Annotated in this window: 22 protein-coding genes; 14 read left to right on the top strand and 8 right to left on the bottom strand. The window is 71.4% G+C overall.

The window, feature by feature from the left end; translation table 11 throughout:
• The first annotated feature begins 136 nt into the window (after positions 1–136).
• A complete protein-coding gene (locus ACFXC1_RS36095) occupies positions 137–1,630 on the top strand; it encodes an NAD(P)/FAD-dependent oxidoreductase (RefSeq protein WP_381250997.1) in 1,494 nt (497 codons plus the stop codon).
• Positions 1,631–1,731: 101 nt separating this feature from the next.
• Here the strand turns inward: ACFXC1_RS36095 and ACFXC1_RS36090 are convergent, their stop codons facing one another.
• Positions 1,732–3,168 carry a regulator gene (locus ACFXC1_RS36090; protein WP_381250995.1) on the bottom strand — a complete coding sequence of 479 codons (1,437 nt, stop codon included), beginning with the start codon at positions 3,166–3,168 and terminating at the stop codon, positions 1,732–1,734.
• A gap of 282 nt (positions 3,169–3,450) precedes the next feature.
• On the opposite strand from ACFXC1_RS36090, the gene lipB reads away from it, so the two are divergent.
• From lipB to ACFXC1_RS36070, 4 genes are all read left to right on the top strand, one after another.
• Positions 3,451–4,248: a lipoyl(octanoyl) transferase LipB gene (gene lipB, locus ACFXC1_RS36085; RefSeq protein ID WP_381250993.1), complete on the top strand. Its 798-nt coding sequence runs from the start codon at positions 3,451–3,453 to the stop codon at positions 4,246–4,248.
• A 105-nt stretch (positions 4,249–4,353) separates the two neighbouring features.
• The gene (gene lipA / locus ACFXC1_RS36080) at positions 4,354–5,319 is read left to right on the top strand and encodes a lipoyl synthase (RefSeq protein WP_019075885.1); all 966 of its coding nucleotides are present in this window, start codon (positions 4,354–4,356) and stop codon (positions 5,317–5,319) included.
• Positions 5,320–5,561: 242 nt separating this feature from the next.
• Entirely contained in the window at positions 5,562–5,762 is a 201-nt protein-coding gene (locus tag ACFXC1_RS36075; protein ID WP_019075886.1) for an SCO2195 family GlnR-regulated protein, read from the top strand.
• A 59-nt stretch (positions 5,763–5,821) separates the two neighbouring features.
• Positions 5,822–6,526, top strand: coding sequence for a DUF4191 domain-containing protein (locus tag ACFXC1_RS36070; protein ID WP_381250991.1), 705 nt, complete (start codon positions 5,822–5,824; stop codon positions 6,524–6,526).
• A 25-nt stretch (positions 6,527–6,551) separates the two neighbouring features.
• Here ACFXC1_RS36070 and ACFXC1_RS36065 read toward each other — a convergent pair whose 3' ends face one another.
• The 3 genes from ACFXC1_RS36065 to ACFXC1_RS36055 all read right to left on the bottom strand — a co-directional run bounded on the left by ACFXC1_RS36065 (position 6,552) and on the right by ACFXC1_RS36055 (position 9,027).
• Positions 6,552–7,058, bottom strand: coding sequence for a flavin reductase family protein (locus ACFXC1_RS36065; protein WP_381250989.1), 507 nt, complete (start codon positions 7,056–7,058; stop codon positions 6,552–6,554).
• A 164-nt stretch (positions 7,059–7,222) separates the two neighbouring features.
• Positions 7,223–8,401, bottom strand: a complete 1,179-nt coding sequence (locus ACFXC1_RS36060) for an acyl-CoA dehydrogenase family protein (protein WP_381250987.1) — start codon at positions 8,399–8,401, stop codon at positions 7,223–7,225.
• Positions 8,402–8,559: 158 nt separating this feature from the next.
• A complete protein-coding gene (locus ACFXC1_RS36055; RefSeq protein WP_381250985.1) occupies positions 8,560–9,027 on the bottom strand; it encodes an RDD family protein in 468 nt (155 codons plus the stop codon).
• Positions 9,028–9,225: 198 nt separating this feature from the next.
• On the opposite strand from ACFXC1_RS36055, the gene glnA reads away from it, so the two are divergent.
• The 5 genes from glnA to pspAB all read left to right on the top strand — a co-directional run bounded on the left by glnA (position 9,226) and on the right by pspAB (position 13,941).
• Complete coding sequence (gene glnA / locus ACFXC1_RS36050) at positions 9,226–10,635, top strand: type I glutamate--ammonia ligase (protein WP_093625882.1); 1,410 nt, start codon at positions 9,226–9,228, stop codon at positions 10,633–10,635.
• Positions 10,636–10,734: 99 nt separating this feature from the next.
• On the top strand, positions 10,735–10,995 hold the full coding sequence (locus tag ACFXC1_RS36045) for an SCO2583/SCO2584 N-terminal domain-containing protein (RefSeq protein ID WP_381250983.1): 261 nt from the start codon (positions 10,735–10,737) through the stop codon (positions 10,993–10,995).
• A 2-nt stretch (positions 10,996–10,997) separates the two neighbouring features.
• Entirely contained in the window at positions 10,998–12,308 is a 1,311-nt protein-coding gene (locus ACFXC1_RS36040; protein WP_381250981.1) for a hypothetical protein, read from the top strand.
• Between the two features lie 122 nt (positions 12,309–12,430).
• Positions 12,431–13,354, top strand: coding sequence for a zinc metalloprotease HtpX (gene htpX, locus ACFXC1_RS36035; protein ID WP_381250979.1), 924 nt, complete (start codon positions 12,431–12,433; stop codon positions 13,352–13,354).
• A 2-nt stretch (positions 13,355–13,356) separates the two neighbouring features.
• Complete coding sequence (pspAB, locus tag ACFXC1_RS36030; protein ID WP_381250977.1) at positions 13,357–13,941, top strand: PspA-associated protein PspAB; 585 nt, start codon at positions 13,357–13,359, stop codon at positions 13,939–13,941.
• A gap of 37 nt (positions 13,942–13,978) precedes the next feature.
• Here pspAB and ACFXC1_RS36025 read toward each other — a convergent pair whose 3' ends face one another.
• Entirely contained in the window at positions 13,979–14,272 is a 294-nt protein-coding gene (locus ACFXC1_RS36025; RefSeq protein ID WP_381250975.1) for a hypothetical protein, read from the bottom strand.
• A 249-nt stretch (positions 14,273–14,521) separates the two neighbouring features.
• Positions 14,522–15,862 carry a DUF2252 domain-containing protein gene (locus ACFXC1_RS36020; RefSeq protein ID WP_381250973.1) on the bottom strand — a complete coding sequence of 447 codons (1,341 nt, stop codon included), beginning with the start codon at positions 15,860–15,862 and terminating at the stop codon, positions 14,522–14,524.
• Between the two features lie 129 nt (positions 15,863–15,991).
• Here ACFXC1_RS36020 and ACFXC1_RS36015 point away from each other — a divergent pair, with 129 nt between their 5' ends.
• Positions 15,992–17,176 (top strand): winged helix DNA-binding domain-containing protein, encoded by a 1,185-nt coding sequence (locus tag ACFXC1_RS36015; protein ID WP_381250971.1) that lies wholly within the window; start codon positions 15,992–15,994, stop codon positions 17,174–17,176.
• A gap of 70 nt (positions 17,177–17,246) precedes the next feature.
• On the opposite strand, the gene ACFXC1_RS36010 is transcribed toward ACFXC1_RS36015, so the two are convergent.
• On the bottom strand, positions 17,247–17,561 hold the full coding sequence (locus ACFXC1_RS36010) for a hypothetical protein (RefSeq protein ID WP_026179521.1): 315 nt from the start codon (positions 17,559–17,561) through the stop codon (positions 17,247–17,249).
• A 164-nt stretch (positions 17,562–17,725) separates the two neighbouring features.
• Here ACFXC1_RS36010 and ACFXC1_RS36005 point away from each other — a divergent pair, with 164 nt between their 5' ends.
• Both ACFXC1_RS36005 and ACFXC1_RS36000 read left to right on the top strand, forming a co-directional pair.
• Entirely contained in the window at positions 17,726–18,085 is a 360-nt protein-coding gene (locus ACFXC1_RS36005) for an arsenate reductase family protein (RefSeq protein ID WP_381250969.1), read from the top strand.
• Positions 18,086–18,215: 130 nt separating this feature from the next.
• Positions 18,216–18,899 (top strand): hypothetical protein, encoded by a 684-nt coding sequence (locus ACFXC1_RS36000; RefSeq protein WP_381250967.1) that lies wholly within the window; start codon positions 18,216–18,218, stop codon positions 18,897–18,899.
• A 43-nt stretch (positions 18,900–18,942) separates the two neighbouring features.
• Here the strand turns inward: ACFXC1_RS36000 and ACFXC1_RS35995 are convergent, their stop codons facing one another.
• The gene (locus ACFXC1_RS35995) at positions 18,943–19,647 is read right to left on the bottom strand and encodes an alpha/beta fold hydrolase (protein WP_381250965.1); all 705 of its coding nucleotides are present in this window, start codon (positions 19,645–19,647) and stop codon (positions 18,943–18,945) included.
• Between the two features lie 311 nt (positions 19,648–19,958).
• Between ACFXC1_RS35995 and glnII the strand changes: the two genes are divergently transcribed.
• Positions 19,959–20,987: a glutamine synthetase gene (gene glnII, locus ACFXC1_RS35990; protein ID WP_019075256.1), complete on the top strand. Its 1,029-nt coding sequence runs from the start codon at positions 19,959–19,961 to the stop codon at positions 20,985–20,987.
• Positions 20,988–21,105: the final 118 nt, after the last annotated feature.

Genomic DNA, 21,105 nt, shown 5'->3' with positions numbered 1-21,105 from the left:
CCGTGCGACCGTGCCCTGCGTATGCGCGACTTCCCTTCGCCGATCACGGCCCTAACCTCGACGCGAACTCGGGTATCCCTGGAGGCTGTTGGGGGCATGACGCTTCCACCGGCCGCGCAACCCTGAGGAGGGGCACGTGCTTGAGCACGCGTACCAGGCGGACGTCGTCGTCGTGGGAGCCGGGGTCGCCGGACTCGCCGCGGCGCATCGGCTGATCAGCGCAGGAGTAACGACCGCGGTCCTGGAGGCCGCCCCTTACGTGGGCGGCCGGATGTCGACCGAGAAGATCGACGGTTTCCGGCTCGACCGGATCGGACAGCTCCTGTCCACCTCATACCCCGAACTACGCCTCACCCCGGGCCTCGACGCCCTGGTGCTGCGCCCCTTCGCCCCGGGCGTCCTCCTCCACAGCGACGGCCGCCACCACCGCGCGGGCACCCCGGCGCCCGGAGGGAGCGCATGGGGCGCACTCCACGCGGTACGCGCCCTGGCGAGCGCCCCTCGGGCCGGGGCGCTACCGAGGATGCGGACGGGGTCCGCGTGGGGCGGGGCAGGCTCTTCCGGACGCGGGACGCCGCTCAGGGACCGTACGGACTGCTCCTGGGGCGGCCCCGCGCTCAAGGAGCGCCCCGTGGACACACGGAGGGCCGCCACCGTACCCAGGCCGCGCACCGGCGCCCCGCTCGGCGGCCCCGTCGACCAGGCCCGGCTCGGGGCCGCGCTGACGCGCCTCGCGGCGACGCCGGTCGAACGGCTGCTGTCCCGGCCCGAGTTGCCCGCCGGGCAGGCGCTCGCGGCGCGTGGGGTGCCCGCGCGGACCATCGACGGTTTCCTGCGCCCCCTGCTCGCCGCGCTTCTCTGCGACCCGGAGCTGACCACCTCCAGCCGGTGCGCCGACCTCGCACTGCGGGCCTTCGCGGGCGGGCGGCTGTGCCTGCCGGAGGGCGGCGCGGAGATGCTCCCCGAGGTGCTGGCCGGGGCGCTGCCGCCGGGGACCGTCCACACCGGCGTGCGTGTGACCGCCGTATCGACGACCTCGGTGACCACCGCCGAACACGGCGAGATCCACTGCCGGGCCGTCCTCGTCGCGACGGACGCGCGCGCGGCGGCCGAACTCCTGCCCGGCCTGCGCGTACCGGACTTCCACCAGGTGACCGTCGTACACCACACGACCGACGACCCGCCCACCACCGGCCCCGCCCTGCTCGTGGACTCCGACCGCGGCGGCCCGGTCGCGCACACCGCGATCGTCAGCGAGGTGGACCCGAGCCGCGCACCCGCCGGCCGCGCCCTCGTCTCCTCGACGGTCCTCGGCCCTCCCCCGCCGGACGCCGAGACCGCCGTACGCACGCATCTGTCACGCCTCTACGGCACCTCGACCGCCCGCTGGGAGACCCTCGCCGTCCACCACACCGCCGAGGCCGTCCCGGCGATGCGCCCACCGCACGATCTACGCCGTCCCGTACGGCTGCTGGCCGGCCTGTACGTGTGCGGCGACCACCGGGACACGAGCACGGTGCAGGGGGCGTTGCACTCGGGCCACCGGGCGTCGTCCGCAATCCTGGCGGACCTGGGAGCGGCGGGCTCAATGCACAGGGCGGACCCGATCCAGACAACACAGGCCGCCTGAAAGGCTTTTAGGGGCGCGGGACTGTATCGATACGCGGCTCCGCCGCGTGGGCGCGACCAGCCACGACGGAGCCGCACAGTCCCGCCCACCCGCCGCCTGCCTCACCCGAACGCCGCGACCTTGTCGCGATACCCCCGCACCGGCGCGGCATCCTTGTACGGCTCAAGCCGTCGCTCGAAGTCCCGCACGTACTCGAGCGCCCGCACCGACCGCATCTCCGCCGCCTGCCCGGCCGCCTCGGCCCCCAGCGCACAGGCCTGGTCGAGCTCCCCGAGCCCGAGCCGTGCGGAGGCGAGCACGACCCGGCAGAACAGCCGGCTGCGGGCGAACGCGGGCGCCCGCAACTGCAGCGAGCGCTCCGCGTGTTGAGCCGCGGCCCGGAACTGCTGAAGGTCCCGGTGCGCGTGCCCGAACTCGTCGGCGAGCTGCGCCTCGTCGAAGAACCGCGCCCAGTACGGCACTTCGTCCCCGGCCCGCGCCGTTTCGAGGGCGCGCTCGGCCCGCACGAGCGCGGAGGTGCACGCCCGCACCTCCCCGAGCACCCCGTGCGCCCGCGCCTCCACGGAGTGCAGGAGCGCCTGCACGACAGGGGGCGCACTGGTCCCGACCCCCTGCTGCGCCACCCGCGCGAGCTGCACGGCCTCGCGCCCGTGCCCGAGATAGACGGCCTGCCTGCTCATGGTCATGAGGACGTACGAGCCGTAGGCCCGGTCCCCGGCCGCCTGCGAGAGCCGCAGCGCCTGCACGAAGTACCGCTGCGCGAGCCCGTGCGCGGCGATGTCGTAGGACGTCCAGCCCGCGAGCCGGGTGAGGTCGGCCGCCGCCGCGAAGAGGCGCCGGCCGGTCTGTTCGCCGTAGGTGCCGCGCAGCATCGGCTCGGTCTCGTGCTCCAGGTAGCGCACGAGGGCCTGCCGGGCGTGGCCGCCGCCGTAGGCGTTGTCGAGGGTGCGGAAGAGTTCGCCGACCGAGCGGAGCGCGGAGATGTCGCCGCCGGTGACCTTCTGGCCGGGGCCGCGCTCGGCCGCCCCGCGCTGCCGGGGTACGGCGGGGCGGCCCTGCGGGGGTACCCGGTTGGCGGGTTCGGCGCGGCCGACCCGGTCGTCGGCGCGGCCGATCAGCCAGTCCCGGCTGGGCACGACGAGACCGGCCGGGGTGAAGGCGATCTTGCGCAGCTCGGCGTGGCTGCCGGAGTCCTTGCGCCACAGCCCGCTGACGATGTCGACGGCCTCCTCGGGGGTAGCGGCGAATTCGAGCCCGGCGTACACCGGCGCGCAGGCGTCGAGGCCGAGGTCCTGCGCGGTGAGCCGGCGCCCGAGCCGGCGGGTGAAGACCTCGGCGATGAGGGCGGGGGTGGTGCCTCTGGGCTGCTGGCCGCGCAGCCATCGGGTGACGGACGTCTTGTCGTATCTCAGGTCGAGTCCGTGCTCAAGACCGAGCTGGTCCACGCGACGGGCGAGACCTGCGTTGGAGAACCCCGCTTCTGCGATGAGCGCGGCGAGCTGACGGTTGGGAGTGCGCTGCGCGGGTCGTTCCGTCATCTGCGGTGCGGTCTCCTGCCTTTCGGGCCTCACAGAGGCCGATGCGACCCCTGCTGCCCGGATTGCCTGTGAGCAGCCCTTTTGGCCTCGTGAACGGCGCGAATGTAGCGGAGCGTAAGCGGCTCGTCGCACATTCCGACGTGCATTCATCCGATCGTGTGAGGATTGGTCGTAGGGCTGACGGTCCCGGCCGCCCGGTGGGGTGTCAGCGGTCGGTCGTACAGTGGCGTAGGCATGTTTCGTGCCTTACGACTCGTGGGTGCTGTGAGGGAGGCGCTTGCCGTGGGTGAGTTGCGGTTCGTCCGGATGGGGTTCGGCGCGGACGCCGTGGAGTACCAGGAGGCGTGGGACGAGCAGCGCCGGGTGCACGCGGCCCGCTTCGAGGACGCGGTCCCCGACACCGTGCTGCTCCTGGAGCACCCGCCCGTGTACACGGCGGGCCGGCGCACGCAGGACGACGAGCGCCCGCTCGACGGCACCCCGGTCATCGACGTCGACCGCGGCGGCAAGATCACCTGGCACGGCCCGGGCCAGCTCGTCGGCTACCCGATCCAGAAGCTGCCCCGCCCGGTGGACGTCGTCGCACACGTACGGCGCCTGGAGGAGGCGTTGATCCGCGTGTGCGCGGAGTTCGGCGTGGAGACCAGCCGGGTCGAGGGCCGCAGCGGGGTGTGGGTGCTCGGCGATCCCGTGGAGCAGCGGCCGTCGATCGGCGGGCTGTCCCTCGATTTCGATCCGCGACTCCATGACGAGGAGTTCGACCCGCGGATGAACGGCCCGGAGTACGCGCCGTCGAACGCCGGCCAGCGCCGCGAGGACCGCAAGATCGCCGCGATCGGCATCCGCGTGGCCAAGGGCGTCACGATGCACGGCTTCGCGCTGAACGTGAACCCGGACAACCGCTGGTTCGACCGCATCATCCCGTGCGGCATCCGCGACGCCGGCGTCGCCTCGCTCGCGGCCGAGCTGGGCCTGGACGTCACGATCGACGAGGTCCTGCCGGTGGTCGAGCGTCACCTGAAGGACGTACTGGAGCACGCGGATCTCAAGCCGCGGATCGTGGAGAAGGCGACCGCCTGAACCGGGAATGTGACTTTCCGCCCTGAGGTTGGCCTCAGGGCGGGGGGCTGGAATCACGGGCGTACCCTGGTGTACGCCGAAGAATCGAAGCTACAGGGAGCCGATGTGTCCGCAGTCGCACCCGACGGACGCAAGATGCTGCGCCTGGAGGTCCGGAACGCCCAGACCCCCATCGAGCGCAAGCCCGAGTGGATCAAGACCCGGGCGAAAATGGGTCCCGAGTACACGAAGATGCAGGCCCTCGTGAAGAGCGAAGGTCTCCACACGGTCTGCCAGGAAGCCGGCTGCCCGAACATCTACGAGTGCTGGGAGGACCGCGAGGCGACCTTCCTCATCGGCGGCGACCAGTGCACCCGGCGCTGCGACTTCTGCCAGATCGACACCGGCAAGCCCGAGGCCCTGGACCGCGACGAGCCGCGCCGCGTGGGCGAGTCCGTGGTCACCATGGACCTGAACTACGCCACGATCACCGGCGTCGCCCGCGACGACCTGGAGGACGGCGGCGCCTGGCTGTACGCCGAGACGGTCCGTCAGATCCACCAGCAGACGGAGTCCCGCGAGGGCGGCCGTACGAAGGTCGAACTGCTCGCCCCCGACTTCAACGCGGTTCCCGAGCAGCTCGCCGAGGTCTTCTCGTCCCGCCCCGAGGTCTTCGCGCACAACGTCGAGACGGTCCCGCGCATCTTCAAGCGCATCCGCCCCGGCTTCCGCTACGACCGCTCCCTCAAGGTCATCACCGAGGCCCGCGACTACGGCCTGGTCACCAAGTCGAACCTGATCCTCGGCATGGGCGAGACCCGCGAGGAGGTCAGCGAGGCGCTGCGCCAACTGCACGAGGCGGGCTGCGAGTTGGTCACGATCACGCAGTATCTGCGGCCTTCGGTGCGTCACCACCCCGTGGAGCGCTGGGTGAAGCCGCACGAGTTCGTCGAACTCAAGGAGGAGGCCGAGCAGATCGGCTTCTCCGGTGTCATGTCCGGCCCGCTGGTGCGTTCTTCGTACCGTGCCGGGCGCCTGTACCAGATGGCGATCGAGAAGCGGGGCGCGTACGTGGCGTCCCAGGCGGTCTGAAGCAAGGCCGTGTGAATTCGCGCACAAGTGGCTACCAGCCAGTAACACCGATGGTCGACGCGGTCCTGACCGTCCTCGCAGTTGAGGGCGTTCATCAGGGCCGCGTCAGCGTTTCGGCCCTCCGCATCAAGGCTTCATTGGCGTTTGACCGGTCGGTCACGCCCTGGTAACACCAAACAGTGACACTCGACTTACAGCATGTAGCCCCGTACCCAGAGCCGTTCCCAGGGGGGACCTCCACGATGCAGGCCGCACCCGTCCGCGCCACCGCCATCCCGTCCGTCACCGACGCCCTGCGCGCCGTCGAGTCGCTGCTGATGAGCGGCGGCCAGCGCACCGCCCGCCGCAACGCCTGGACCTCCGTGCTGGAGGACCGCCGCCGCGCCAAGGACCGCGTCGAGGCCCAGCTCGTCCTGGAGCAGTCCCTCACCTCGCACTCCTGACTCCCCCTCGTCCGGGCACCGCCGTCGTCGGCGCTCCGGGAGCCACGTAGACTCGTGGCATGGCGAGGAAGGACACGACAGCGGACAACGCTGCGAACCCCGGGCGACTCAAGCAGATCGTCCTGACGTACAAGATGACGCGCAAGGCCGACAAGACGATCGGTCTTGTACTCGCGGCTGTCGGAATTGTCACCTTCGGTGTCTTCCTCGCGATCGGCTTCTTGCTCGGTCACCCCATCTATCTGGGCATTCTCGGCCTGCTGCTCGCCTTCCTCGCGACGGCGATCGTCTTCGGACGACGTGCCGAGCGGGCCGCCTTCGGGCAGATGGAGGGTCAGCCGGGCGCCGCCGCCGCGGTACTGGACAACATCGGCCGGGGCTGGACGACCACTCCGGCGGTGGCGATGAACCGCAGCCAGGACGTGGTGCACCGCGCGGTCGGCAAGGCCGGCATCGTGCTGGTGGCCGAGGGCAACCCGAACCGGGTGAAGTCCCTGCTGGCCGCCGAGAAGAAGAAGATGAACCGCATCGTCGCGGACGTCCCGGTGCACGATGTGCTGGTGGGCACCGGCGAGGGCCAGATCCCGCTGAAGAAGGTCCGTACGACGATGCTGAAGTTCCCGCGCGTCCTGACCGGCCCGCAGGTCACGGCCACGAACGACCGGCTGCGCGCGATGGGCGACCTGATGAGCAACATGCCGCTGCCGAAGGGCCCGATGCCCAAGGGCATGAAGCTCCCCAAGGGCGGCGGCAAGGCCCGCTGAGCCCCGGAGCCCTCGGGCCGGGGCGTCAGGCCAGCGTCCTGAACGCGCGGTCGTAGTACACCATCGGGGAACCCTCCCCCAGTCGCACACCCGTCACCCGGCCGATCAGGACCGTATGGTCCCCGGCCGGGTGTCGTGCGTGTGCGGCGCAGTCCAGTTCGGACAGGGCGCGTTCGACCGTCGGCAGTCCCTCCGGGCTGAGGCCGAGGCCCTCGGAGGCGAACTTGTCGGTGCCCTTCGTGGCGAAGCGCACCGCGAGCGGGCGGTGGGCCGGGGCCAGCACGCTCACGGCGAAGCGGTCGCAGCTCTCGAACGACGGCGCCGAGTCCGCCGAGTTCGCCAGGCACACCAGCACCATCGGCGGCTCCAGCGAGACCGAACAGAAGGAGCTGGCGGTGAATCCGCGGGGTGTGCCGTCGCCGCAGCGGGTGGTGACGACCACCACCCCCGAGGGGAAGCGGGCCATCGCGGCCCGGAAGTCCTCGGGGGCCACCGCGGCCTCGGCTTCCAGTACTTCCTGACGCTCCGTCATGGCGGTGCACCACCTGTTGGCCCCTGCGGGCCTTCGTGGAGGCCGCCGCGAGATCAGTGGCCTCGGGACGGCCTCGGACACGGCTCACCGACGGTGATCGAGATCGTCACCCGGCTCCAGATCGACTATGCGGTCACCACTCCCGACCGGCAACCGGGACCGCCTCAGCGCACGGTCCCCGCCCCTTCCCCGCCGCCCAGTGCCCAGGCGCCGTAGGCCGCGCCGGTCGTCTCGAAGGAGAGCGCGACATGGGAGGCGGCGCTGTTCACGTCCCGCCAGAAGCGCTGCACGGGGTCGGACGAGGACTGCCCGGAGGTGCCGCCGGCGCGGAAGACCCGGTCGACGGCCGAGACCAGCAGTTCCACCGCCAGTGACAGGTCCCGGGCGCCCCTGACCGCCGCCTCGCCCTCCGGAGGGCACTCGGTGCCGTCGGCGACCGCCGCCGTACGCAGGATCAGGAGTTCGGCGGCGTCCACCTCGGCGGCCGAGCGGGCCAGCGCGATCTGCGTCGAGGGCTTCTCGCCCACGGCCTGTCCCCGGCGGTCGACACGCGAACCGGTCCGCGCGATCCAGGCCCGCAGCGCGCCCCGGGCCGCGCCGACCAGCGGGGCGGCGAACGGCAGGGCGTTCACGGCGTGCATCGGGACGATGTGGCAGTCCGTGCCCGAAGCGGGCGCCCAGCCGGCATGGACCGCCGACCGCCTCAGGGTCCGGTGCTCCGGCACGAAGACGTCCGAGAGGAGCAGGGTGTCGCTGCCGGTTCCGCGCATCCCCACGGTGAACCAGCTGTCCACGATGGCGAAGTCGGCCTTCGGCACGGCGAAGAAGCGCACTTCGGGCCGCCCGTCGGGGTTCACGGGGGCCTCGGGATGCTCGGCGGGGACGGGCGCGCAGGCGAGCGCCCAGTCGGCGAAGTGCACCCCGCTGATGTACTTCCACTCACCGCTCAGCCGCCAGCCGCCGGCCACGGGCTCCGCCTTGCCGGACGGCACGAGGGCGCTGGCCAGCAGTACGTCCGGTCCGTCCGCCCAGATCTCCGCCTGTGCCTCCCCGGGCAGGAACGCCGCGTTCCGGCCGCCGTAGGCGGCCAGCGAGGCCGCCCAGGCGGCCGACGTGCACCCCTTGCCCACCAGCCCGACCGCGGAGGTCACCTCGGCGAAACCACCGGCTTCGCCGCCGTGGGCCCGCGGTACGAAGTGCCGCGCGAACCCCGCCTCCCGCACCGCCTCGACCACCTGCGGCGAGAGCCGCCGGGCACTCTCCGCCTCGTCCGCGTGCCGCGCCGCGATCTCCGCGACCATCGGCGCCCCGGCCACCACCGTCGACTTGTCGCCTGCTGCCATCCTGCCCACCACTTCCGTCGGGAACGGCGACAGTGTCCCGGTCACAGCCGGTCACGGAGCGCACCCCGGGCCGAGACCGGCCGACGGTCACCCGCCCGGCACGCCAAAGGGGGCGTCCCGGGTCCTTCCGGGACACCCCCTCGGTCGTACGGCCGCCGCTAGATCCGTACTTCCACCGTGCGCGCCAGCCGGTCGTGGAGGCCGCGGCCGTCGCGGTCCCAGATCAGGGCCGGGATCGCGACGCAGAGGAGGGCGGAGCGGAGCAGGGCGCGCAGGGGGCTGGGGCGGCCGGTGTCGAGGGCGTAGACGCGGAGGCCGAAGAGGCGCTTGCCCGGGGTGAAGCCGATGGTGCCGACGGTGAGGGTGCTCAGGACGAAGAGGATGAGCAGGGCCCAGTTGCCGGTCGCCTGGTTGTAGCCGTGGGTGAGCAGGCCGTATGCGATCAACAGGCACAGGGCCCAGTCGACGGCGAGGGCGCCGAGGCGGCGGCCCGGGCGGGCGATCGAGCCGGGGCCGTGCTCGGGCAGGCCGAGCTGCTCGCCGCGGTAGCCGAAGTCGACACCTGCCCGCTCGGCGGCTTCCCGGGGCCCGGAGAGCCATGAGCCGATTGCATCCCTGTTGTCCACGTGTCCACGGTACTGCCCGCGTTCTGCCATGCGGACAGGAGGGGCCAGGCGGCTCAAGACCGGTTAACTTGGGCGAAACAAATGGGTCACGCCTGAGAAATCCCCCGTCCCTAAGGTCGGGTCCAGCGTGTGCCACCGCACTGGCCGCACGAACGAACTACCACCCCGGCACGGACGGTCGGGAGTAGGAGGAGCTGGATGTTCCAGAACGCCGACGAGGCCAAGAAGTTCATCGCGGACGAGGACGTCAAGTTCGTCGACGTCCGATTCTGCGATCTGCCGGGTGTGATGCAGCACTTCACGCTGCCGGCGACGGCCTTCGACCCGGATGAGGAACTCGCCTTCGACGGCTCCTCGATCCGCGGCTTCCAGGCCATCCACGAGTCCGACATGGCGCTCCGCGCCGACCTGTCGACCGCGCGCGTGGACCCCTTCCGCCGCGACAAGACGGTCAACATCAACTTCTTCATCCACGACCCGATCACGGGCGAGCAGTACTCCCGTGACCCGCGCAACGTGGCGAAGAAGGCCGAGGCGTACCTCGCCTCCACCGGCATCGCCGACACCGCGTACTTCGGTCCCGAGGCCGAGTTCTACGTCTTCGACAGCGTGCGCTTCGAGACCAAGTCGAACGAGGCCTTCTACCACATCGACTCCGAGGCGGGCGCCTGGAACACCGGTGCGGTCGAGGACAACCGCGGTTACAAGGTCCGCTACAAGGGCGGCTACTTCCCGACCCCGCCGGTCGACCACTTCGCCGACCTGCGTGCGGAGATCTCCCTGGAGCTGGCCGCGTCCGGCCTCCAGGTCGAGCGCCAGCACCACGAGGTGGGCACCGCCGGCCAGGCCGAGATCAACTACAAGTTCAACACGCTGCTCGCCGCGGCCGACGACCTCCAGCTCTTCAAGTACATCGTGAAGAACGTGGCCTGGCGCAACGGCAAGACCGCGACCTTCATGCCGAAGCCGATCTTCGGCGACAACGGCTCGGGCATGCACGTCCACCAGTCCCTGTGGACCGGCGGCCAGCCCCTCTTCTACGACGAGGCCGGCTACGCGGGTCTGTCGGACACCGCCCGCTACTACATCGGCGGCATCCTCAAGCACGCCCCGTCCCTCCTCGCCTTCACCAACCCGACGGTGAACTCGTACCACCGCCTGGTCCCCGGCTTCGAGGCCCCGGTCAACCTGGTCTACTCGCAGCGCAACCGCTCCGCCGCGATGCGCATCCCGATCACGGGCTCCAACCCGAAGGCCAAGCGCGTCGAGTTCCGCGCGCCCGACTCCTCCGGCAACCCGTACCTCGCCTTCTCCGCCCTGCTCCTGGCGGGCCTGGACGGCATCAAGAACAAGATCGAGCCGGCCGAGCCGATCGACAAGGACCTCTACGAGCTGGCCCCCGAGGAGCACGCGGGTGTCGCCCAGGTCCCGACCTCCCTCCCGGCCGTCCTCGACCGCCTCGAGGCCGACCACGAGTTCCTCCTCGCCGGCGACGTCTTCACGTCCGACCTGATCGAGACGTGGATCGACTACAAGCGCACGAACGAGATCGCGCCGCTGCAGCTGCGTCCGCACCCGCACGAGTTCGAGCTGTACTTCGACGTGTGATCCAACCGATCGAACCGATCGCCGGGTGCCCCCGTCTCTCTTCGGAGAGGCGGGGGCACCGTCGTACACACACTGTGTTTTCCGGGAGGGGCAACGGGGATGGGACAGCAACAGGACGACGAGGAGCGCGAGTTCGACCTCAAGTGGGCCGACGGGGCCGAGCACAAGGAGCCCTCCGCGCGGGCACGGATGCTCGCGGCGCGCTGGAAGGAGAACCCTCCGGGGCCGGTGCCGTTCCGAGGTGAGCCCGAGGGGGTGGGGCCGCGGCGGTCGTCGTGGATATCGACGGTGGTCGTGCTGGGGAGTGTGGTGGCGGTCATCGTGCTGCTGGGGTGGGCCAACTTCCGGGCGCCGTACTAGAGATGCGTGAGGACATCAGGCGTGGAGTGGCCGCCGCGGTGCGGCTCGCGCAGGGGGAACCGGTACGGGACGTGCTCGACGTCCGCGATCCGCGCGCGTGGCTCGGGCTGGACGCGGGGGCGCGCGTGGACGAGTTCTTCTGCCCGCCGGCCGTCGTGCCGTGGGACCGGATGGCCGGTGCCCGCGAACTAACCGACGTTCTGCGCGGCCCCGGCCCGCTGACCGAGTCGCAGCTGGCCCTGGCCCTGTGCCACCGGGACGGCCGGATCCGGCAGGCGGCGCTGGACCGGGTCGGCGGGCACCCCGTGCTGCTGCCTCTCGTCGTGCTGCGCTGCGCCGAGTGGGCTCCGCCGGTGCGTGACCGGGCCCGGCAGCGGCTGGCCGAGGGGCTCGACATCCGGACGGCCGCCTCGCTCGCGCCGATGATCCTGCTCGTCGGCCGTCGCGACCGGGCCGATTTCGCCGTGGGCCTGCTCGACGAGACGCTGCGCCGGGCACCCCGCGACCGGATCGTCGCGCTCTGCTCCAGCGCCGACCGCGCCGTGCGCCGGTACGCCTACCGTCTCGCCGTCGAGGACGGTCTCCTCTCCCCCGGCGAACTCGCCCGCGCCGCCGCCCGGGACACCGACGCGGTCGTCCAGACGCTGTGCGCGGACGCCGTGCTGGCCGGCGTCGCCAAGGGTGGAGCGTACGACGAGGTTTTCGGGCCGCTGCTCGGGGCGCGCGGTCCGCGTGTCCGTTCCGCCGGGGTCACCGTGCTGCGGCCGGCCGGGCGGGCCGACCTCGCGGTGGGGTTCCTGGCCGACCGGGCCCCGGTCGTAAGGGCCTGTGCGCGGTATGTCGTACGTCAGGACGGGGTCGATCCGCTGCCGTTGTACCGGGCGTGGTGCGCGGCGCCGGAGCCGGTGCCCGGGGCCGTGATCGGGCTGGCGGAGTGCGGTGGGCGGGCGGATGCCGAGCTGCTGTGGACGCTGGTCGGCCATCCGTCGGGGGCGGTGCGGGCACGGGCCGTGGCCGGACTGCGGGTGCTGGACGTGGCGGACGTACGACGGTTGCGGCCGTTGCTGGACGATCCGGCGGCCGGGGTCGTGCGCGAGGTGACGGCCGCGCTGCTGCCGTCCGCGGAGCTGGTGCCTGAGGAGTGGCTGACGGAAAGGTTGGGGGCACAGTGGCCCCGGGCGGTGCGGGTCGGCGCGTTCCGGCTGCTCGACGCGCGGGGCGGGGGCGTACGGCGAGAGGCGGCCGAGGCGTTGTTGGACGATCCGGACGCGAAGCTGCGCGGGTGGGCCGAGCACGCCGTAAAGCGGCGGTGAGGACCGGACCCGGATTCACAGGCACCTTTTGCTCCGCCTAGGGCCGATCGGGACCACTTCATGGGAAGGCGCGGGTGCACACTGGGCGGTGGGACGAGTGCCTGACTGCGGGGTGATGGCAGATGCAGAGCCGCTTCCGGAGCGACCGGCGGCTGACCGTGCGTATGGGTCTGACGCTGTTCCTGCTCGGACTGTTGTACGTGGCGTTCGTGGCCGCGCTGATCGTGTTGCTGAAGTCCTGGGTGCTGGTCGTGGTGCTGGCCGGCGGGCTGCTCGTCGCGCAGTACTGGTTCTCCGACCGGATCGCGCTGTACGCGATGAAGGGGCGGATCGTGGAGCGGGAGGAGTATCCCGATCTCCACGGCGTGATCGACCGGCTGTGTGCCGTGGCCGACATGCCCAAGCCCGTCGTCGCCGTGTCGGACATCGATATGCCCAACGCCTTCGCCACCGGGCGCAATGCCGACAACGCCGTCATCTGTGTGACCACCGGGCTGCTGCGGCGGCTGGAGCCGGCCGAGCTGGAGGGTGTGCTCGCGCACGAGCTGTCGCACGTGGCGCACAAGGACGTGGCGGTGATCACCATCGCTTCGTTCCTCGGGGTGCTCGCCGGGCTCATGGTCCGGTTCGCGTTCTACTCGCAGATCTTCCGGGGGCGGAAGGACCAGAACACGCTGGCCGTCTTCGCCGGGATCATGGGGATCTCGGCGGCCGTGTACGCGATCAGCTTCCTGCTGATCCGGGCGCTGTCCCGGTACCGGGAGCTGGCGGCGGACCGGGCTGCGGCCCTGCTCACCGGGCGGCCCTCGGCGCTGGCCTCCGCGCTCACCAAGGTCGACGGCGACATCGCCCGGATCCCGACCAAGGACCTGCGGACCGCGCAGGCCTTCAACGCCTTCTACTTCACGCCGGCTACCGGCAGCGAGCCCGGCATCTCCAAGTACTTCTCGACGCACCCGAGCCTTGAGCAGCGGCTCGACCAACTGGGGCGGATCTCCGCCGAGTTGGGTGAGGCGGCGGTACCCGGCATCGACAAGGCGGGCTGAGGATGGGGTTGCTGGACATCCTGCTCGGCCGTACGAAACCGGTCGCCCCCGATCTCGACCAGCTGTTCGCGCTGCCCTCGGCGGCGGTGACGCTGGAGGCGGCGGCCGGCTTCCGGGCGACCGGGCGCGGTGCGGTGTGCTTCGCCACGGTGGAGGGCGGGGCGTTCGAGCAGACGCACCGGGAGGTCCAGGCCCTGCTGGACGCGGACGCCGAACGCACCGGTCCGCCGGTGGAGTTGACCCAGGATGCCTACGGCTACTCCTGGCTGGTCTCGCACCGGGCCCCCGACCAGCTCTCCGCGCTGGTCAACGATCTGCACGCGGTCAACAGCGCGATGGAGGTCAACGGCTTCGGGCCCCAACTGCTGTGCTCGCTCGCCGGGTTCGAGGACGACGGGGGACGGCGGCTCGCGCTCGTCTATCTCTACAAGCGCGGGACGTTCTTCCCGTTCGCGCCGCTGGCCGGTGACGGGCAGCGGCGCGACAGCTCGCTGGAACTGCAAGTCAGGTCGATGCTCGGCAACGACCTGCGGATCGAGCAGGATCTGAGCCGGTGGTTCCCGGTGTGGGGCGCCCCCGGGTTGTAGGAGGCGCTCCCTTGTCCTACTTGATCTCCCCTTGCTCTCACTTGCTCTTCTCCCGTGCCTGCCGACGCGACTCCAGGGGGCGTTCGCGCTGGTAGCGGCGCTCCCACTTGGCCTGCTTGTCGCGGCGGTCGCGGTACGCGCGGTAGCTCGACGGTGTGGCTCCTGACGAGGACCCTCCCGTCGACGAGGACGAGGACGAGGTCTTCGAGGAGGAGTCCCGCCCGTACTGGACGTACAGGAAGAGGACGGCGACCGCGGCCAGCCACCAGACGTGGTTGCCGAAGCCGAAGAGGACCAGGACGGCGGTTCCGGATATGACGATGGTGCCCATAACGGGCCTCCGTGGGCGTGGGTGTGGTGTCCGAGCGGTGTGAACTGTGTCCCGACAGGGCGCTGGGGTGGGCGGCCGACCGTCGGTGGGTTGGGTGCGAACGAGAGTAGCGCCGACTCCGCAGGGTGACGCCTCCCCTGCGTGAAACGGTGGTGACCTGCTCCGCAATGCGTCTCCAGCGTAGGGAGTCGGTCACTCGGTGTGCATCTTCTTTTCGCCGGCCCGGAGTTGGGGGTGTCGGACGTGGCGTCAGATCCCCGGTGCCGCCCTCACCACGCCCGCCGCCACGGCCGCGTCCAGCGTCGCGTGGTCGGCGGTGGTCTGGCCGGCGTAGGCCGAGGCGAAGTCGGCCACGGCGTGTTCGAAGGTGTCGGTGCCGCCCAGGTAGGCGGCGATGGCGACGCGGTCGCCGGAGCGGGCGTGGGCGCGGGCCAGGGCGGTGCCGCACAGGCGGCCGTAGGCGAGGAGTTCGGCCGGGCTCATGCCGGCGACGTCCGCGGAGCCCTTCATGTCGCGGAGCTGGCGCCAGTAGAAGGCGCGGCCCTGCGGACCGCTCATCCAGCCGAGGAAGATGTCGCTCGCGGCCTGCAGCAGGCGCTGGCCCGCTACGACGCGGTGGCCGGGGTGGACGTACGGTCCGCTCGGCAGATGCTCCTCAAGTACGGACCTCCGCGCCTCCTTGATCTGCAGGAACAGCGGGTCGTCCTGGTCTCGGCCGGCGAGCAGCACGATGAAGCAGCGGGTGCCGACGCTGCCGACGCCGACGACCTTGCGGGCGGCGTCGACGAAGCGGTAGCGGTCGAGCAGCAGGCGGCGCTCCTCGGAGAGGGTGGAGCGGTAGTCGCTGAAGATCTTGCGTACGGCGGCCATGTCCGAGGCGCCGGCCGGTTCCAGGAGGGGCGGGTCCTGGACGATACGGCGGCGGCCGTCGACGGTCTCGGTGAGCTTGCCGACGGCGTGCAGGCTGGTGCGGCGGCGGGCGCGGGTGAGGCTGGACTCGACCCGGCGGCGGTTGCGGGCGGAGCGGACCAGGGGCAGCAGGCTGTCGGCGTCGATCCGGTCGTACCAGACGGCGAGTTCGCCCTTGCGGGCCAGGGAACGGAGGGTCGTACGGTACGTGGCGGTCGCCTCCAGTGCGGCGCGGTGGGCCTTCGTGTCGCCGTGGCCGTTCTCGCGGGCGGCGACGGCGATGCTGGCGGCGAGGCGTTTGACGTCCCACTCGAAGGGGCCCGGGAACGTCTCGTCGAAGTCGTTGAGGTCGAAGAGGAGGGCACGTTCCGGGGACGCGTACAGGCCGAAGTTCAGGAGGTGCGCGTCGCCGCACAGCTGCACGGTGAGACCGGTGTGCGGCTGGGAGGCCAGGTCGGCGGCCATCACGGCGGCCGAGCCGCGCAGGAAGGCGAAGGGGGAGGCGACCATACGGCCGTAGCGGATCGGGAGGAGTTCCGGGAGCCGGTCGCGGCCCTGGCGCTCCAGTACGGCGACGGGGTCGGGGCGGTCCACGGAGGGGATCCAGCCGGCGTGCGCGGAACGGGCGACGCGTTTGCGCGCGGCGCGGCCCCGCTCCGCTCGGTCCGCCGGTGAGGTCATGTACGAAGTGAAACCGGGTGGGTGCGGGGGGCGCATTTCGGGCACGGCGATTGAGTGAACGGACAGACTGTTCGATCACCTCCCGTCTACCGTCGGTCGGGAAACGGACCCCTCGCGCTGGAGGCCAGGATGAGCGGCAAGGAACGGTACGTCGGTGTGGCCGAACGGCGGGTCCGGCTCGCTCTCCGTCACCGCCTGGCCCCGAGCACTCTCGCCGCGACCCCCGAGGACGTCGCCGACTCCCTCGTAGCCCTCCACGGCTCGGACCCTGCGACGGTGTTCCTCGCCGTCGGCGCACGCCTCACCGACCCCGCAGTCACCGTGTCGGAGACCGCCCGCGCCCTCTACGAGGACCGCACTCTCGTCCGTATGCACGGCATGCGGCACACGGTGTTCGTGTTCCCGACCGATCTGACCGCCGTCGTGCACGCGTCGACCGGCCTCGCCGTCGCCGCCCGTGAACGGGCCTCCCTGGTCAAGGACATGGCGAAGGCGGGGGCGCCGGACGCGGTCTGGCTGAAGGAGGTCGAGGACGCGACGCTCGCCGCACTGGCCCGGCGCGGGCAGGCGACGGCGGCCGAACTCGCCGAGGACGAACCGAGGTTGAGGGAACAGTGGGTGTACGCGCCCGGGAAGAGCTACGAGGGCGTCCACACCTTGTCGACCCGGCTGCTGAGGGTGCTGGGGGTCGAGGGGAAGGTCGTCCGGGGCCGTCCGCTCGGCGGCTGGACGTCGAGCCAACTGCGCTGGGCGGTGGCGCCGGAACATCCCGAACTGGACGCCGCCGAGGCCCAGTCGGCCCTGCTGCGACGCTGGCTCACGGCCTGCGGCCCGGCCACCGAGGCCGACCTGAAGTGGTGGACGGGATGGCGGGTGACGGAGGTCCGCCGGGCGCTGACGGCGATCGGCGCCGAGCCGGTGTCCCTGGACGAGGGCACGGGATACGTCGCCGCCGGGCACCTCGAACCGCCGGCCGACCCCGCCGAACCGTGGGCGGCCCTGCTGCCCGCTCTCGACCCGACGGCGATGGGCTGGCAGTACCGCGACTGGTACCTGGCACCGGAGTTGCGCCCCGCGCTGTTCGACTACAGCGGCAACGTGGGGCCCACGGTGTGGTGGAACGGCCGGGTGGTGGGCAGTTGGGCCCAGCGGCCGGACGGGGAGATCGTCTGGCGCGTGCTCGACCGGACGGATGTCGGCCGGGAGGCGGAGGCCGCGATCGGGGAGGCGGCGGAGCGGTTGCGGGGGTGGGTGGGGGCGACCCGGGTGACACCGCGGTTCCGGACGCCGGTGGAGAAGGAGTTGTCGGCGTAGGGCCACGCCCTTGTCGATTGGGGTGCCTGCGCCGGGCGCCCCGAGACCACAGGGCACCCGGCGCCCCGGCTCAGCGCGAGTACCGCATCAGTGCCCGCACCATATGGCACGTCGTGTCCGACGGTGCGTGGACGCCGATCAGTTCGGCGGTGGTGCGGATCGTCTCGTTGCGGGCCTGGTTCGGGACGTAGACGCCCGAGTCGAGCAGGGCGATGGCCAGTCGCATCGCCTTGAGGCGGCGGTTGTGCGTGACGTACCACTCGCGCGGGCGGCCGGGCGGCAGCGGGCGCTTCGCCACGGGGACGTAGGGCAGGTCGAGTTGGACGGAGCGCTTCGCGGTGGACTGGGTCGGCAGCGGCTTCGGCTTCAGTGCGGCAGCGGGCACGGACATCCTCCTGTCGCGGTCAGGGCGCCGTCCGGACCCCCCGGCGACACCCTCGAACACTGCTTCTATTCTACTGCCCGCCACTGACAAACGCCCTGGCCACAAGGGCTGTTGAGGGCGCTGTGACGCAGGTGGAAGACGGGTTTTCGCGTACCGTGAGCCCCATGGAGATCTGGATCAACCCGGCCTGTTCCAAGTGCCGCAGCGCCCTGAGTCTGCTCGACGCGGAGGGCGCCGAGTACACCGTCCGCCGCTATCTGGAGGACGTGCCGAGCGAGGCCGAGATCAGGGACGTACTGGAGCGGCTCGGGCTCGAACCGTGGGACATCACCCGCACCCAGGAAGCCGCGGCGAAGGAGCTGGGGCTCAAGGAGTGGGCGCGGGACGGGAGTTCGCGGGCGCGCTGGGTGACGGCGCTCGCCCAGCATCCGAAGCTGATCCAGCGGCCGATCATCACGGCGGACGACGGCACGGCGGTGGTCGCGCGCAGTGACGAGGCCGTACGGGAGGCCCTGTCCCGGTAGGGGGTTCGGCGAATGATCCACAACTCCCTTGTGGCGTACGTCACTTCAGTGACTCCTGTGTCGGCTGAGTTACATCGTTCGGTATCCCGTACATAGCGGCGTACGGTCCCCTACCCCACAGGAGACGCGCATGTCGCGCAGGAGAACTGCCAGTACGAAAAAGAAGCTGGCGCTGCTGGTCACCGCAGCGGCGGTCGCCGGAGGCGGGGCCTTCGCCCTGGCCACCACGTCCAACGCTTCGCAGACGAACACGCAGAACGCCAAGACGCTGTCCGCGACGAACTCGACGGTCTGCCAGGGGCTGGCCACCGCCCTCGGCAACAACCAGAGCTTCATCGCCGGCCAGAAGGCCAGTCCCGACGCGCAGTCGGCGGCGCGGATCGCCAACCGCGAGGCGGTCATCGCGCAGATCAAGGTGCAGCAGAAGGCGTCGGGTTGCACGGTTGGGGAGTCGGCTCAGGGCTCCCAGGCCGCACAGCCCGCGCAGTCCGCACCCGCGGCAACGGCCACGGCCACCTCCAAGGCGACCCCTCCGGCGGGCAACACCGGCACCGGTGCCGCCGCGGGCAGTCAGGTGTGCAACGGCTCGACCGTCACGCTCTCCGGCGAGGCCGGTGCGCCCGCCGCCTCCAGCAACCAGTTCCCGGCGGGGACGACGCTGAAGGTCACCAACCTGGACAACAACAAGTCCACGACGGTGAAGGTGACTTCGGTCTCCGGCAGCTGTGTCCTGCTGAACAACGCCGCATTCGAACAGGTCCGTGAGCCCGGCAAGTTCCTCATCCGCCGTGCTCTGATCCAGAAGGTGGGGTGACGCTCAGGGTCCGAGAAAACCGGTGAGGTGACGGCCCGGTCGCTCAGGCGCGGCGTGCGGCAGCACGATGGGGTCCTCCCGCTCGAACGAAGCCGAGAGTGGGAGAGGGAGACGTCCGCCAGGATGTCGGTCTCCACGTGCGGCAGCAGACTCGCCGCCCGGGTCGCCACCAGGTGCGTGTCACAGGTCCTGCTGCTTCCGGCCAGAAGCAGCAGGACCGACGCGTTGAGCCCGCGCAGCGCGTCCGGCGCCGCCAGTCGGGGTCCAGCGCCGCTCCCCCGGTCTCCCACTCCAGGAACGCGGGGACCCGGCGCGGGGTGGGCCGCAGCAGCATCGGCAGCGCGTGCAGCAGATACGCCGTCTCGAACCCGGCGAAGCACTGGGTCGGGTCGAGGAGGAACAGACGGCGTATCCGGTCGGGCGCGTGCAGGGCGTGGTGCAGGGCGATCCAGCCGCCGCAGGAATGACCGCTGAGGTCGGCGGCCGAGGTCACTCCCAGCCCGTCGAACACCGCGTCCAGCCAGGTCATCAGGTCGGCCGGCGTGCGCGGGCGGCGGCCGGGCGCCGGGATGCCCGGGCCGGGAAAGCCGATCAGGTCGACGGCGTGGACGCGGTGGCCGGCCCGGGCGAGGTCGGCGGCCCGGGCGTACCAGGACGCCGAGGTCGCTCCGCCGCCGCCCGGCAGCAGCACGAGCGGCCGCCCGTCGGCGGGCCCGCACAGCGCCCGGTTCGCGAACCAGAACGGCACCGGGCTCGGGCTCAACCCGGCGGGGACCCGCGCGGGACTTCTTGGCAGGGGTCCGCGAGGCCGCCTCCGAGGGCCAACCCCATCGCATACGAGCCGTCGGGCCACCCCCGTCTGCGACTGCGAACAGTGCGTCGGGCGCGGGTGGGGTGAATCGCGCCACAGCATGGCCAGGTAACACGGGGTTCACGCTTGAGCAATGATCGGGAAATCGCATGTTGACAGGCTGCGCGGCATGAATCGCGGCGCTCCAGTGCCGCTGCGCCGCAGCACCCGCAAGTGCGAAGAATGACCCACCCCGAAGGATGTGGCCCGTGACCTTCAAGGCTGAGTACATCTGGATCGACGGCACCCAGCCGACGGCCAAGCTCCGTTCCAAGACGAAGATTCTGGCCGACGACGCCAAGGGTGCCGAGCTCCCGATCTGGGGCTTCGACGGGTCATCCACGAACCAGGCCGAGGGGCACTCCTCGGACCGCGTGCTCAAGCCGGTCGCCAGCTTCCCGGACCCGATCCGCGGCGGCGACGACATCCTCGTGATGTGCGAGGTCCTCGACATCGACTTCACGCCGCACGAGTCCAACACCCGTGCCGCGCTCGCCGAGGTCGTCGCGAAGTTCGGTTCGCAGGAGCCCATCTTCGGCATCGAGCAGGAGTACACCTTCTTCGACGGCTCCCGCCCGCTGGGCTTCCCCGAGGGCGGCTTCCCGGCCCCCCAGGGCGGCTACTACTGCGGTGTCGGCGCCGACGAGATCTTCGGCCGCGAGATCGTCGAGGCCCACCTGGAGAACTGCCTCAAGGCCGGCCTCGCGATCTCCGGCATCAACGCCGAGGTCATGCCCGGCCAGTGGGAGTTCCAGGTCGGCCCGGTCTCCCCGCTGGAGGTCTCCGACCACCTGTGGATCGCCCGCTGGCTGCTCTACCGCACCGCCGAGGACTTCGGCGTCTCCGCGACCCTCGACCCCAAGCCGGTCAAGGGCGACTGGAACGGTGCCGGCGCGCACACCAACTTCTCCACCAAGGCCATGCGCGAGGGCTACGACGCGATCATCACCGCGTGCGAGTCCCTCGGTGAGGGCTCCAAGCCCCTCGACCACGTCAAGAACTACGGCGCCGGCATCGACGACCGCCTGACGGGCCTGCACGAGACCGCCCCGTGGAACGAGTACTCCTACGGCGTCTCCAACCGCGGTGCCTCGGTCCGTATCCCGTGGCAGGTCGAGAAGGACGGCAAGGGCTACATCGAGGACCGCCGCCCGAACGCCAACGTCGACCCGTACGTCGTCACCCGCCTGATCGTCGACACGTGCTGCTCCGCGCTGGAGAAGGCCGGCCAGGTCTGATCCGCCCGCACTCGCGGGGGGGGGGGGGGCCCCCCCCCCGGGGGGCCCCCCCCCCGGCCCCGCGGGGGGGGGGCCCGGGTGTGGAAAGTGCAAACACGGGGGGGGACACGGGCGCAAC

Origin of the sequence: Streptomyces hokutonensis (assembly GCF_042751305.1) — a bacterium.
GTDB lineage: Bacteria > Actinomycetota > Actinomycetes > Streptomycetales > Streptomycetaceae > Streptomyces > Streptomyces hokutonensis_A.
This window is presented reverse-complemented; position numbering and strand designations above follow the sequence as displayed.